10 protein-coding genes are annotated in these 14,534 nt (G+C 49.7%); 9 read left to right on the forward strand and 1 reads right to left on the reverse strand.

Annotation, left to right across the window (positions count from 1 at the left end; translation table 11 throughout):
• Positions 1-27 precede the first annotated feature (27 nt).
• From ACJJIJ_RS07280 to ACJJIJ_RS07295, 4 genes are all read left to right on the forward strand, one after another.
• Complete coding sequence (locus tag ACJJIJ_RS07280; protein WP_252085834.1) at positions 28-705, forward strand: TetR/AcrR family transcriptional regulator; 678 nt, start codon at positions 28-30, stop codon at positions 703-705.
• Positions 698-1,261 (forward strand): DUF1285 domain-containing protein, encoded by a 564-nt coding sequence (locus tag ACJJIJ_RS07285; RefSeq protein ID WP_444939102.1) that lies wholly within the window; start codon positions 698-700, stop codon positions 1,259-1,261. The genes ACJJIJ_RS07280 and ACJJIJ_RS07285 overlap by 8 nt, the downstream gene beginning before the upstream one ends.
• A gap of 467 nt (positions 1,262-1,728) precedes the next feature.
• Positions 1,729-3,378 (forward strand): beta-helix domain-containing protein, encoded by a 1,650-nt coding sequence (locus tag ACJJIJ_RS07290; protein ID WP_444939103.1) that lies wholly within the window; start codon positions 1,729-1,731, stop codon positions 3,376-3,378.
• 121 nt (positions 3,379-3,499) lie between these two features.
• A complete protein-coding gene (locus ACJJIJ_RS07295) occupies positions 3,500-6,229 on the forward strand; it encodes a TonB-dependent receptor domain-containing protein (RefSeq protein WP_444939104.1) in 2,730 nt (909 codons plus the stop codon).
• 130 nt (positions 6,230-6,359) lie between these two features.
• Here the strand turns inward: ACJJIJ_RS07295 and ACJJIJ_RS07300 are convergent, their stop codons facing one another.
• Positions 6,360-7,997, reverse strand: coding sequence for an electron transfer flavoprotein-ubiquinone oxidoreductase (locus tag ACJJIJ_RS07300; protein WP_444939105.1), 1,638 nt, complete (start codon positions 7,995-7,997; stop codon positions 6,360-6,362).
• 353 nt (positions 7,998-8,350) lie between these two features.
• Here ACJJIJ_RS07300 and ACJJIJ_RS07305 point away from each other — a divergent pair, with 353 nt between their 5' ends.
• The 5 genes from ACJJIJ_RS07305 (at position 8,351) to gspE (ending at position 14,534) form a co-directional block, all read left to right on the forward strand.
• Positions 8,351-9,100: an electron transfer flavoprotein subunit beta/FixA family protein gene (locus ACJJIJ_RS07305; protein ID WP_444939106.1), complete on the forward strand. Its 750-nt coding sequence runs from the start codon at positions 8,351-8,353 to the stop codon at positions 9,098-9,100.
• Positions 9,100-10,029 (forward strand): electron transfer flavoprotein subunit alpha/FixB family protein, encoded by a 930-nt coding sequence (locus ACJJIJ_RS07310; protein WP_444939107.1) that lies wholly within the window; start codon positions 9,100-9,102, stop codon positions 10,027-10,029. The genes ACJJIJ_RS07305 and ACJJIJ_RS07310 overlap by 1 nt, the downstream gene beginning before the upstream one ends.
• 221 nt (positions 10,030-10,250) lie before the next feature.
• Positions 10,251-10,943: a type II secretion system protein N gene (locus ACJJIJ_RS07315; protein ID WP_444884975.1), complete on the forward strand. Its 693-nt coding sequence runs from the start codon at positions 10,251-10,253 to the stop codon at positions 10,941-10,943.
• A 58-nt stretch (positions 10,944-11,001) separates the two neighbouring features.
• Positions 11,002-13,041, forward strand: coding sequence for a type II secretion system secretin GspD (gspD, locus tag ACJJIJ_RS07320; RefSeq protein WP_444890369.1), 2,040 nt, complete (start codon positions 11,002-11,004; stop codon positions 13,039-13,041).
• On the forward strand, positions 13,038-14,534 hold the full coding sequence (gene gspE, locus ACJJIJ_RS07325) for a type II secretion system ATPase GspE (RefSeq protein ID WP_444939108.1): 1,497 nt from the start codon (positions 13,038-13,040) through the stop codon (positions 14,532-14,534). Before gspD ends, gspE begins: the two co-directional genes overlap by 4 nt.

The following is a 14,534-nucleotide window of genomic DNA, read 5'->3' on the forward strand; positions in this document are numbered from 1 at the left end:
ACAATACGGGCAGAGAAGGTCGGAAGTATGGATAAGGCAAAAGAGAAGGTTCAGAGGTTTCGCGCGCGTGAGCAGCGCATCCTGGATGCGGCTCTGGAGCTTCTGCTGGAGCATGGTGAAGAGAAAGTCACGGTTGAGCAGATTGCTGAGCGTGTAGATATAGGCAAAGGCACCATCTACAAGCACTTTATCTCTAAAACAGAAATCTATATGCGGCTGCTGATGGACTATGAAAAGTCCCTGGCAGAGCGCCTGAAGATCGCAGTAGAGAATGCAGAGAAAGGCGACATTACCGCGCCCGCCCGTGCCTACTTTGAGTCCCGTATGGCTGATCCTGGTAAGGATCGCCTCTTTCAGCGCTTGGAAGAAAAGATTATCTCTCTCAATTTGGCGCCTGAGATGATCTCCGAATTACACGCTATCCGTAACTCCAACACCTCGGCTTTAAACCGAGTATTTGAGCGCAGGATAGAGCAGGGGATGCTGAAAAAAGTGCCTGCCTATTTCTATTACTCCACTTACTGGGCCCTAGTGCAGGGCGCAGTAGAGCTCTATCACTCCAAATCCTTTGCCGATGTGATCGAGGATCGTGAGGGATTGATGGAGTTTATTATGGATGTGGGTGTACACATTGGTGATACCTCACAGCGTAAACCCATGGAGAGCGGCCATTCTGGCGACACGGCGGGGTCCTCCTTTGGCTGAGCCACTTTTTCAGCAACTGCAAAAGTTGCAAAAGGAGTTCCACGGGCACCCACCGGTTGACCGGTGGGACCCGGATTTCTGTGGCGATATGGATATGGTGATCAAGAGTGATGGTCGCTGGATTCATGAAGGAACCGAAATCCGCCGCCAGCCACTGGTGAAGTTGTTTGCTAGCATTCTGAAGAGAGAAGGGGATGAGTACTTTCTGGTCACTCCTATCGAAAAGCTGCGAATACAGGTTGAGGATGTCCCCTTTGTAGCTACTCAGGTTGCGCGCAGTGCCTCAGAGGGTGAGGAGCAGCGGGTATTATTCACTACGAGTGTGGGCGATGTCATCGAGCTGAATCAAGGTAGCAATTGGCAGCTTCAAGAATTCGGCACACCTGCTCAGCCAGTCCCCTACGTAGAAGCCCGAAATGGCCTAATGGCCAGGGTGTCCCGTGATGTCTTCTACCAGCTGGTAGATTGGGCAGAAGAGAGAAGGCTGGGGGAAAATGGTTCTGGGCAGCTGTTTATACGCAGTGCGGGTGGCGAATTTCTTTTGGGTTCTTATTAGCAAACGTCCTTTTCTAAACCTGGGGTTGTTTTCTATTCCCCCAGGTTTATCTAACTATTTAGATAAGCCCCTCTTGAAATCACCTTTAACGTAAGTTCTCCCTAGATTCATAACTTTCCATATTTTTTTGAAGCCTTTGTAGTCTTGTGCAATTGGCAAGATTTAATGGTTTTTATATTTCTTTCATTTTTCTGAAAGCGTATGTAAATCCAAGGGAAATAAAAAATACAATTAAATGTAAAGTTCAAGTATCTAGTGCAAAAATTACTGAAAACATATAAAAAGTTAACAAATTCGCAACACGCCGTTTCTACACTCCCCTCCGTTCTATTCGCTTAGGCGTAAAAACAAACATAGTGTTCAGGCAGTCAATTATTTGATTTCAAGTTTTTATCTATAAGTGAAAATCTGAGGTCAATATTCATAGGCTGCTCATATTTTGGATATTAATTCCTTTAGGGGGGAGTATGAAGCGTATACAAAATCGAGTTGTCCTGGCTGCCGTAATTGCGGCTTTATTGGCGGGTTGTGATGGTGGTGGTGTCAGTGTTGAGCCTAAGACCGTAGATAATTCAGTAGATAACTCTGTTGATAATTCTGGAGGCGGTTCTTCAGAAAACCCCTGTGCAATTGTTGAAAGCTCTGGTGTGCAAGGTACCTATGAGAGTGGTAACTGCCGATATGGAACCGATTTTGTTTCTGCATCCAATCCTTTAACTGAAGATTTGTACCTCCCGGCGCTTTCAGAAGGTGGAGCCCATATTTTTGATGGTAGTCTTTTTGTTGGTAAAAATTTCTCTAGTGATGCCGACTTGCAGGCCGCTGGTATCACCAAGGGTGGAGATAGCGTAAAGCTGGAGATACAGGCTGGGACAACCGTTGCGTTCAAGGATAACTCGGCTTTTATGGTCGTGAATCGTGGCTCGCAAGTTTTTGCCCGTGGTACTGAATCCGCACCAATTACCTTCACTTCTGAAACTGATGTTCGCGGCACTGTGACTGCTGATGCAGTATCCCAGTGGGGTGGAATGGTTATCAATGGTTTTGGTGTTACCAATAAATGTAAATATAAAGGCTCTATTGGCGGCGGAGATTTGGTCTTGGATGGAGAGTGTCATGTTGCTGCCGAGGGGTCTACTGACGATAACACTTCATACTACGGCGGCGACAACAATGCGGATAACTCTGGTGAGCTTTCCTATGTCGTCGTAAAACATACTGGAGCTTTGGTCGCTAGTGGTGATGAACTCAATGGTATCTCATTTGATGCGGTTGGAAATGGGACTGTGGTAAACAATTTACAGGCTTATTCCACTTTTGATGATGGGATTGAGTTCTTTGGCGGTGCGGTAGATATTAATAATTATGTTGCTCTTTATGTGCGAGATGACTCAATCGATATTGACGAGGGTTACCGCGGAAGTATCACCAATGCCCTGGTGATTCAGAGTGAAAATGATGGCAACCACTGTATTGAGGCAGATGGAATCGGTTCTTATAAAGACACGATTGATTACACCGCACTGATTAATCAAGGGCTTAACAGCCGCCCTATGATTGATGGTTTGACTTGTATCGTTTCTGCTCAAAAAGAAGGTACGCATGATCCGGGTGCTGGGTGGCGCTTGCGTGAGGGTATTTACCCAATGATTACTAACTCAATAATCGTTGCCTCATTTAAAGCTGACGAAACGGCTGATGATGGTAGCAACTACTGTTTACGTATGGAGAGTGCTCAAACCCGTAACGAAGCGACCTCCGGAACAGAGCTAGCCTTGACCTCAAACATTTTCGCTTGTGAAGATCGCACTAAAACCGACGAAGCTTCATTCGATTTAGTGGCCTGGGCTGAAGATAATGGTAATCAGTTTGCTCCGATTTCTGGTGCGGTGAGCCCAACCATCGGTATTGATACCAATTTTATTTTGCTAGACGGAACCCCTGCAATCTATACGGTAGCTGCTGATCAACAGCGCATCAATGATACCGTGCCTACTGTAACTGCGTTTGAACGCGCATACTTGGGTGCCCTCGATATAAATGGCACTGACTGGACTCAAGGTTGGACTTACGGCCTTCACCAGGGCAACCGCGCACAGCCTCTCTGGTTTGAATAATTAGCTTTAGGGATTGTTAGGACTATTTCTCCTGAACCTGCAGGGCGCCGCCTTCGCTGATGGGGTCGGCGCCCTGTTTGGTTTTGATACCCCAAAATAGGAATGATAAGAGGCCCGTGTAATGGCTAAATATGAAAATTTCCAGAGACTGCCGTTGGTAATGGCTATTACCGCGGCCTCTGCTATGGCTCCTGGTGTATTTGCCCAGGATGCCGATCTGGTGGAAGAAAGCACTGGTAAAGCACGAGGGATTGAAGAAGTGGTAGTTCAGGGGCGTTTGCGGGACTCCGCGGAGGCCCTGGTCAGTGAGCGCCTGCAAGAAGAAGTGGTCACCGATATCCTTGGTGCCGAGATGATCGGCCGGGTAGGGGATTCTACAGTGGCGGCTGCGCTGCGTAGGGTATCGGGACTATCGCTCGTGAGTGATAAGTTCGTCTATGTGCGTGGATTGGGGGAGCGTTACTCAAGTACCACGCTAAATGGTGCGATAGTACCCTCACCGGATCTGACTCGAAATGTGATTCCTCTCGATTTATTCCCTACTTCCATAGTGGATTCCCTGGCTGTTCAGAAGAGTTACTCTGCTGATCAGGCTGCTAGCTTTGGCGGTGGCAATGTGGATATTCGCACAAAGGGAATTCCCGATGATCTGACTTATTCTGTAGAGTTTGGCACAGGAAGCAATACGGAAACCAGTGGCGAGGTTCTGAGTTATCAGGGTGGAGATGATGACATCTTCGGAACTGATGATGGTACCAGGGCACTCCCAGGAGAAATATCCGCAGCGCTAAAACGTTTCAGGGGGGGCTTGGGTATCTCCGATATCAGAAAAGTTCTGGTTGAGGAGGGAAATCAGTATGCCAGTGAGCATGAAGCCGATGATGCAGCCCAAGCACTAAATCGTGAACTGGCCTTAAATCTCAATCGTGATATTTCTATCGAAGTGGATTCCAGTGATCTGGATAGGGATATGAAAGCGAGTGTAGGCAACCGTTTTTCCTTCAGTGATCTTTGGGAGTTGGGATTTCTGGCTGGAGCCTCTTATAAAAGTAAGTGGAGGGAGTCTGAGAGAACCCTGCGCAACTTTGGTGCCCCCAAAGAGCAATTGAATAATCGCAACAAGTCAACTTATTCAGTGGATATCAGTGGGAATTTAAATTTAGGTATACGCTTTGCTGATGAGCATGTGATTGAAACTACGAGTATATTCCTGCGCAATACTGATGATGAAACCTCTATTACGGATTACTTTAATGAGAACCGGCAGGTATCAGACGGTTCAGGCTATCGTGAGTATTTGTTGAAGTATGAAGAAAGAGAGCTAAACCTAAATCAGGTCAAGGGCAATCACTCTCTGGGGCCCGAGACCAAAACCCTTCTTCCTTTTGAGTTCTTCAATCTGGTTCCGGAAGAGGTGATTGTTGATTGGTTTTATTCGGATGCAACAGCGACCACAGATATCCCCAATCAGGTCGACGTCATTTCCGATACAGTTACTGATCCTACGACGGGTGAAGTGCTTAGCTCTAAGGTCAGTACGGGTTCTCGAAGTGCAGGTTTCCGATTTACAGAACTTGAAGACGAAGTCAAAAATTACGGTTGGTCAGTCAACTTGCCTCTAGAATTTTCATTTTCAAGTTTGGAGTTGACGGGTGGCTTCGCGAGGATGGAGAAGGGGCGCTCATACAAGCAAACTGAGCTGCGCCTAGATATCTTCAGTGTGGCTACTGAAGATGTACTCGTTGGCCCGCTGGGCGAGGTATTTGGTGATGAAAATATCACCAACAATGGAAATGACTACGTTTTCGACTTGGCGGGAAGTAACAAGCAAAGCTATTTAGCAGCTACGGCTACAGATGCAGTATTTGGTAAATTCGATTGGACATTATTTGAAACCTGGCGAATTTCGGCTGGGGCGCGCTGGGAGGATTACAGTCAAGTGGCACTTGAGTGGAATCCTTATGGCTACACCATAGATGACCCTCAAGTAATAACTGACCCGAAAGAACTGCTGGAAGCCGTATATTCTGAAGATGAGATTTACCCATCTTTCTCACTGACTTATATGGGAGAGTTTTGGGCGGAGACTTTTCAGCTTCGTTTTGGAGTCTCAAAGACAGCTGTACGGCCGGATCTTCGTGAAATTACCGATGCGTATTATATCGATCCTATTACTGGAGAGCAGGTCAAAGGTAACCCCAGTGTTCGTCCCTCTGAAATCCATAATTATGATCTGCGTGCCGAATGGTTCTTCGATAGTGGGGACAACTTAACGGTTTCCGCTTTTTATAAGGATGTTATTGACCCCATAGAATTTTTTGAAGCGGCTTCCAGTGATACCAATGTAGCCAGGGAAATTATTAATGCCGAGTCTGGAGAAATTACCGGTATTGAAATCGAGGGCATGAAGCAGCTCGGCTTCCTGGGTGACTCTATGGAGAGTTTCTTTGTGCAGGGCAACGTTACTTTGCAGGAGACGGAATTGGTTGCGGGGGGTGAGGCTGATGCGCCTACGAATCCTGAGCGGGAAATGACGGGGGCTTCGGAGTTTGTCGTGAATGTGCTTTTGGGCTTTGATAGCCCTGATGGCAACCATTCGGCAACATTGGGGTATAACGTATTTGGTGAGAGGTTGCATCTCGCCGGTCGTAAACTCGATCCAGACTCATATGAACAACCTTTTCATTCTTTGGATTTGACTTACTCCTGGTATCCCATCGAAGAAGTGACAATAAAAGCCAAGATGCAAAATTTGTTGGATGAGTCTATCGAGATTGAGCGTGATGGCGTCATCGTATTCGAAGAGAAGCTTGGCCAATTCTTTGCCTTAAGTGCTCAGTATAAATTCTGATTTTCTGCCTGCTAAATCCTGCTTCCGACTTCTGGGAGCAGGAGTTCATCTGGTTTTGCGTTCTTAGAAGAGCGCTGACTAATAACGCGGATACAAAAATGGCGCCCGAAGGCGCCAGAAAGCAAACTGCTTACATATTTGGGTAGTTGGGGCCGCCGCCACCTTCCGGAGTAATCCAGACAATATTCTGGGTTGGGTCTTTGATATCACAGGTCTTACAGTGTACGCAGTTCTGCGCGTTAATCTGGAAGCGCTTGCCGTTAGCATCTTCAACCACTTCATAGACGCCTGCGGGGCAGTAGCGCTGAGCAGGTTCATCATAGATTGGCAGATTGTGGTTCAGCGGAATCTCCGGATCCTTTAGGGTCAGGTGACAGGGCTGGTCTTCCTCGTGGTTGGTATTAGAAATAAACACGGAGGAGAGCTTGTCAAAGCTGAGTACGCCGTCGGGTTTGGGGTAGTCAATTTTTGCGCAGTCCGCAGCTGGTTTCAGTTGGGCATGGTCAGCTTTGGTGTCGCGCAGGGTCCAGGGCAGCTTGCCTTTGAAGATATTGATATCGACAAATGCGTAAGCTGAACCGAGGATGTTGCCCCACTTGTGTTGTGCCGGGCCGAAGTTGCGCTGCATATGCAGCTCTTTCCAGGCCCAACTATCACGATACTTGGTGGTGTAGTCGGTCAGCTCTTCACTGTTGCGCTCTGCGGCAAGGGCTTCCACTACGGACTCAGCGGCGATCATGCCGGACTTCATCGCGGTATGATTACCCTTGATCTTGGCGAAGTTCAGGGTGCCGGCGTTGTCGCCGATCAGCAGGCCGCCAGGGAAGGTCATCTTCGGCTGAGACTGCAGTCCACCTTTAACAATGGCACGTGCACCGTAAGCGACACGCTGACCACCGTCCAAGTATTGTTTGATTACCGGATGATGTTTGTAACGCTGAAATTCGTCAAAGGGGCTTACGTGTGGATTGCTGTAAGCGAGATCGGTAATTAGGCCAACCACAACCTGGTTGTCTTCCAGGTGATAAAGGAAACCACCACCGTGGGTGCCGCTTTGCTCCAAAGGCCAGCCTGCTGTGTGAACTACCAGGCCTTGCTGGTGTTTGTCCGCAGGAACTTTCCAGATTTCCTTAACGCCAATGCCGTAATGTTGCGGATCGGCATCTGCATCCAGCTTGAAGCGCTCGATCAGTTGCTTGCCCAGATGGCCGCGACAGCCTTCGGCAAAAAGAGTGTACTTGGCGTGCAGCTCCATGCCTGGCATATAGGAGTCTTTCTGCTCACCATTTAAGCCAATACCCATATCGCCGGTGGCAATACCTTTTACAGAGCCATCTTCGTTGTACAGAACTTCTGCAGCGGCGAAGCCGGGGAAAATCTCCACCCCCAGGTTCTCTGCCTGCTCGGCCAACCAGCGGCAAAGATTACCGAGGCTGATAATGTAGTTGCCCTCATTGTGCATGGTGCTTGGCACAAACATGTTGGGCACTTTGATGGAATTCTCATCGCTGCGCAGAACGTAGATATCGTCGCCCTTGACCTCTGTGTTCAGCGGGGCGCCGCGCTCTTTCCAGTCTGGGAATAGCTCATTCAGAGCAGTTGGCTCAAAAACTGCGCCGGAGAGAATGTGGGCGCCGACCTCGGAACCTTTCTCCACAACGCATACTGAGACATCTTCATTGAGCTGGCGAATACGGCAGGCCGCTGCCAATCCGGCCGGACCGGCACCCACGATCACTACATCGTATTCCATTGATTCGCGTTCCACGGCACTCTCCTCAGCAGTTGTATTCAACTTTTTGCGGCCATTCCGGCCTTATCATTTATATAGAGGGCGGATTATATAGGCGTTTATTCAACCCTACCAATTGCATGACTATTCATTTGCTATGGCAAATGTGCTGTATTTCAACAGGTTAGGGAAGCTGAATAGATGGTCTCTATTTCCTGAAATAGATTGCATGAATGGCAGAAGTCACTTCTATTTGGCTATTGATTTTGCGGTATAGAACCGCCACCATACACGCCGTTCAAACACCTGTTTGACCAGAACACCGTATCCGTTCGCGATGAGAATCGTCAGTCGCGGCTGTTAAAAAGCATATTTGAGACGGGATTTCCATGAAAGTTCTTGTAGCTGTGAAACGCGTTGTCGACTACAACGTCAAGGTTCGCCCCAAGGCGGACGGCACTGACGTTGATACTGCCAACGTCAAAATGTCTATCAACCCCTTCTGCGAAATTGCAGTAGAAGAGGCGGTTCGCTTGAAGGAAAAAGGCGTTGTTAGTGAGATAGTCGCCGTTTCCATGGGTCCCAAGCAGAGCCAGGAGCAAATTCGCACAGCACTGGCGCTGGGAGCCGACCGAGGCATTCTGGTTGAGACCGATGCCGAACTGCAGCCTCTGGCTGTGGCTAAGTGCCTGAAGGCGATTGTCGATAAAGAAGAGCCGCAAATGGTTATTCTCGGTAAGCAGTCTATCGATGGCGACAACAACCAAACTGGCCAGATGCTGGGCGCATTGACTGGTATGGGGCAGGGCACCTTTGCTTCCGAAGTGGTTGTAGACGGCGACGCTGTGAAGGTAACCCGTGAAATCGATGGTGGCCTGCAGACTGTTGAGCTGAAGCTGCCAGCTATCGTGACTACCGACCTGCGTTTGAATGAGCCACGATATGCATCTTTGCCGAATATCATGAAGGCCAAGAAGAAGCCTCTCGATACTACTACTCCCGATGAGCTGGGTGTAGACATCGCTCCTCGCACGAAAACCCTGAAAGTCGAGCCACCAGCAGAGCGTCAGGCTGGCGTTAAAGTTGCCGACGTGGCGGAACTGGTAGAGAAACTGAAAAACGAGGCGAAGGTAATCTGATGAGCATCCTGGTTATTGCTGAACACGACAACGCCGAACTGAAGGGCGCTACGCTCAACACTATCGCCGCAGCTAAGGCTATCGGTGGCGACATCGCCGTCCTAGTCGCTGGCGCAGGCTGTTCTGCTGTTGCAGACGCCGCTGCTAAAGTTGATGGTGTTAGCAAAGTATTGCTGGCTGACAACGCTGCTTACGAGCACCAGTTGGCTGAAAACGTTGCCAAGCTGGTTGCCGATCTGGGTAAAGATTACGGCCATATCCTGGCGCCAGCCACCACTACCGGTAAAAACATGCTGCCGCGCGCCGCTGCGCTGCTGGATGTTCAACCAATCTCCGACATTATCTCTGTTGAGAGTGCCGATACTTTCAAGCGTCCAATCTACGCTGGCAACGTTATCGCGACCGTGCAGAGCTCTGACGCCATTAAGGTGATTTCCGTTCGTACTACTGCTTTCGACGCAGTGGCTGCAGAAGGTGGAAGTGCAGCTGTTGAGGCTGTAGATGTTGCCGATGACGCCGGTGTTTCTTCTTTCGTAGGAGAAGAGCTTGCTAAATCCGACCGCCCTGAGCTTACCGCCGCTAGCGTGGTAGTTTCCGGTGGTCGCGGTATGCAGAATGGCGACAACTTCGAGATGCTGTACAAGTTGGCAGACAAGCTGGGTGCGGCGGTTGGCGCCTCACGCGCTGCAGTAGACGCTGGATTTGTGCCCAATGATATGCAAGTTGGCCAAACCGGTAAGATCGTTGCTCCGGACTTGTACATTGCCGTTGGTATTTCCGGTGCCATCCAGCATTTGGCTGGCATGAAGGATTCCAAGGTTATTGTGGCTATCAACAAAGATGAGGAGGCTCCAATCTTCTCCGTTGCTGACTACGGTTTGGTGGCAGATTTGTTTGAAGCAGTCCCCGAGCTGGAAGCAAAGCTGTGATTTCTGATTAGTATACTGATCAGTACTGGAAAAGGCGGCGTATTGCCGCCTTTTCTCATTTTTGGCTTCTGGACTACGGAACTAGTGTGCAAATTCGGGGACGAAGTGTTGGTTTGCAACGTTTAACTGGGCAGGAGCGTTGCCTTTCGAAGGCGAAGGCAACAAAATAGGCGTCAAAAACCAATAACCTAAGAAAGTTGAACTTGTATGTGGGTATGTTCATGTCCCCATTAAAGCGAGCCATTGGCTCAGTCGGTAAAGGCTTTAGCCAGGGCGATTCACGCAGATCGCTCTCTCGTGGCACCATGGCGGCATCTGCGGTGGGGTTGCTGTGGGTATCTGGCAATCTACTCGCCTATGGCTCTTTACTGATTCCAGCAGAGCCGGAAGAGTCTCTGCTGGCCGAGCGCAATGATAGTCGTGTGAGTGCCCCCCAGGCAGCTTCAATACCGAACACTCCCTTCTTTGGTTATGCCGAAGCCAAGAAACAAGAAGCTGTTCCCGAAGTTGATCTCTCCAACCTCCCTATAACCCAGCTGAACATCGTCCTCTCTGGCGTTTTGGATAATTCGGACAAGAGTAAAGCCAGCGCCCTGGTTGCCGAAAAAGGCAAGCCTGCAAAGCGTTTGTATGTGGGGGATTCCCTTCCTGGTGGCGCAGAACTTTATTCTGTTGAGGTAGACCATGTAGTTCTTCGTCGTAATGGCAGGATGGAAAAGCTGACATATCCCGAGATGGATGGCCGCCCCAATGTCCCGCTGAAAAACTACTCAAGCCTGTCACGCAAATCTAGGCAAAGTAGTAGTGCGGGAAGTTCCTCAAGACGTGAGGCGAGCCAGGAAAGTATTCGAGAGCGGATGGAAAAGCTGCGTGAACTGGCTCGTGAGCGTCGTGCTCAGCGCCAGCCCCAATAAAAACTGTCTAACTAGATTGTTTTGAGTTTTTTGAACATTTACTAGAGCCAGATAAATAATGATGAAGATGTTTTATCGACGGCTGATTGCGGTCGGGTTTAGTTTTTTTGTGTCTACTGCAACGCTGGCTCAGGGCCCGGAGAGAGTTACCCTTTCTCTCGACAATGCCGATGTTCGCGACCTGATTAACTGGGCAGCGGATTTCACCGGAAAAAATATAATTGTCCACCCCAATGTAAAGGGAAAAGTCACCGTTGTTGCCGGTGACCCTATGACACATGATGAAGCCTTCGATGTTTTTATGTCGGTGCTTCAAGTAAATGGTTTCAGCCTGGTAGAGCAGGGTGGTACCTGGAAAGTGGTACCCGATGCCCTTGCCAAGCAGCAGGCGATTCCGGTTGCTGATGAAAATACCCGTGCGCCGGCCGAATCATTAGTCGTTCGTACTGTTCGAGTTGAGAATATCTCCGCTTCCCAGTTGATCGCTATGTTGCGCCCGCTGATTCCTCAGACTGGCCACCTGGCAGCTTATGCTGATACCAATACCCTGATTATTGCTGATCGTGCGGCGAATATTGACCAGATTGTTCTCTTGGTAAAACAGCTCGATCGTGCAGGTGCCATTGACATTGAAGTGGTTCCACTGATGTTTGCTTCCGCCAAAGAAGTGAAGCAAATTCTCAATGACTTGTTGCAGGCGTCTGGTGGCAAGGGCGCTGGCCGGGAAGTTCAACCGTTGCGAATCGCAGTGGACGAGCGTTCCAATAGCGTTCTTTTGACTGGTGACCCAGTAACACGCCAGCAGATCAGAACCGTTATTGCCCGCTTGGACCAGCCGCTGGATGGTGATGGTAATACGGCTGTGGTTTATGTTCAGTATGCCAATGCCGCCGACCTGAAACCAATTCTGGAAGGCATGAGCGGTAGTATTCAGAATACAGAAAAAGACCAGCAGGCTGCGAACGTTGAAGTCAGCATTCAGGTCAACGAATCCCTCAATGCGCTGGTTCTCACCGCGCCTCCGGCACTACTGGAAACAATGAAAGGCGTGATCGCACGGCTGGATGTACGTCGTGCTCAGGTGCTGATCGAGGCAATTATTGTCGAGGTTAAAGAGGATACCAATAATAACCTTGGTATCAGCTGGATCACGGGTGATGAAAACCTTGTTGCCGGCTGGAACAACCTACCGGCTGAAGACGGAGATGGGAATATCAATCCGTTCTCCCTTCCTTTCACGAGTATCACTGGCGCGAATGCATTACATTTAGGCTATTTGAGTGGAAGTGATATCCGAGTTGCAGTGAATGCGCTTGCCACAGCGGGCAATACCAATATTCTGTCTACGCCGACCATTATGGCTTTGGATAACGAAGAGGCTGAAATCCTCGTCGGGCAGAATGTACCCTTTATTACTGGTGAGCAATTGTTGTCCGGTAGCAATGACGACCCTTTCACCACTATTCAGCGGGAAGATATTGGTACCACCCTCAAAGTCACTCCACGTGTAAATAACAATAACTCGGTAACTTTGGAAATTGAGCAGAAGGTTGAAAACCTGCTTTCCGCTGCAGCTGATGCCGCTGTGGGTGCCTCGGACATCGTTACTAGTAAACGTGAAATTCGCACCAAGGTATTGATTGATGATGGTGCGATTTTGGTTTTGGGTGGGCTGATAGAAGATAATGTTACTGACTCCGTGCAGAAAGTGCCTCTGTTGGGGGATATTCCAGGAATAGGGCGTCTGTTCCGAAACAATACCAAGAAAGTCGTAAAAACTAATTTGATGGTGTTCCTCAAGCCTAAGATCCTGAGCACCCAGTTGGCTGGCTATGAAGAAACCCGCAAACGCTACATGGATATGCAGCAGAAGCAGATCTTCTTGAAAGACAGAACAAGCCTGCTGTGGGATTGGCACCGCGGTGATGCGCTGCCTGACCTGATGCCACCAACAGGAACTTATAACGAAAGCCCAGCACCGGTAGATGGTTCTATCAATGCCGTTGATAACCTGGAAGACGCCCTAGAGGGAGTACCTGGCGAGGTTGAAGTGTTGGATGGTGAGGTTGAGGTGCTGGAGGTAGAAGAATTTAAATGACGGTTGATACAGGAACAGGGACTCCAGCAATTCGTCGCCTTCCATATGCTTTCGCTAAGCGCCATAAGGTCCTGCTACTGGAGCAGGAGGGGCGCCCGCTGTGCCAATACGTTGCACCGCTGAGCCCCTCTGCGATTGCCGAGGTGCAACGTATCAATGGTGGTGCGGTAAGCCTGGAGTCGGTGGAAGATGAAATTTTCCAGGTAGCCTTGCAGCGCCTCTACGAAAACCGTGAGGGGGGCAACCTCTCCGAAGTAGAGGGGCTGGGTGATGACTTGGATTTGGCCGCAGTTGTAGATTCGCTGCCGGAAACAGAAGATCTACTAGAGCAGGAAGACGATGCGCCCATCGTTAAGCTGATCAATGCGATTTTTGCGGAGTCCCTGAAACAGGGGGCTTCGGATATTCACATTGAGACCTTTGAAAAACGCTTGATTGTGCGTTTTAGGGTAGACGGCGTGCTGCGCGAGGTGTTGCAGCCTCGGCGCGCCCTGGCTCCGCTATTGGTTTCCCGTATCAAGGTAATGGCCAAGCTGGATATCGCTGAAAAGCGTATTCCCCAGGATGGCCGTATTTCGCTGCTGATGGCCGGGCGTGAAGTCGATGTACGTGTTTCCACCATGCCGTCCTCGGCCGGTGAACGGGTGGTGATGCGCCTGCTTGATAAGCAAGCAGGTAAAATGGACTTGTCCAAACTTGGCATGTCCGAGCGGGACCACAATGTCATGACTGAGCTTTTGGCTCACCCACACGGCATTATTCTGGTTACGGGCCCGACGGGCTCAGGTAAAACGACCACTCTCTATGCCGGCCTCGGTAGCATTAACAGCCGCGAAAAAAATATCCTGACGGTGGAAGACCCGGTCGAATACAACCTGGAAGGGGTTGGACAGACCCAGGTCAACACCAAGGCAGATATGACTTTTGCACGGGGCTTGCGCGCAATTTTACGTCAGGACCCGGATGTGGTGATGATTGGTGAGATTCGAGATCTTGAGACTATGCAGATCGCCATCCAGGCGAGCTTGACTGGTCACTTGGTACTCTCAACCCTGCATACCAATACTGCACTTGGTGCTGTTACCCGTCTGATGGATATGGGCATCGAACCTTTCTTGCTGTCCTCCAGCTTGATCGGAGTTCTGGCACAGCGCCTGGTCAGGGTGCTTTGCCCTACCTGTAAGCAGCCCCATGTTCCCGATGAAGGGGAGAGGGTAGTGCTCGGCGTCGCTCCCGCTGAGGATGCTCTCATCTACCGCCCCAATGGTTGTGATGAATGTAACCATAGCGGCTATGTGGGCCGAATCGGTATTTATGAGTTGGTGCCGCTCAATGAAATCATGCGCCAGCTGATCCACGATCGAGCTTCCGAGAGCAAGCTGGTGGCAGAAGCACGTAAATTGGGGCCGAGTATCCGCGATGACGGTATTGCCAAGGTCCTGGCCGGCAGGACTTCCCTTGAAGAAGTCATGCGGGTAACCCAGGAGTCTTAA

The organism is Microbulbifer mixtoriginis (SeqCode) (genome assembly GCF_052467945.1).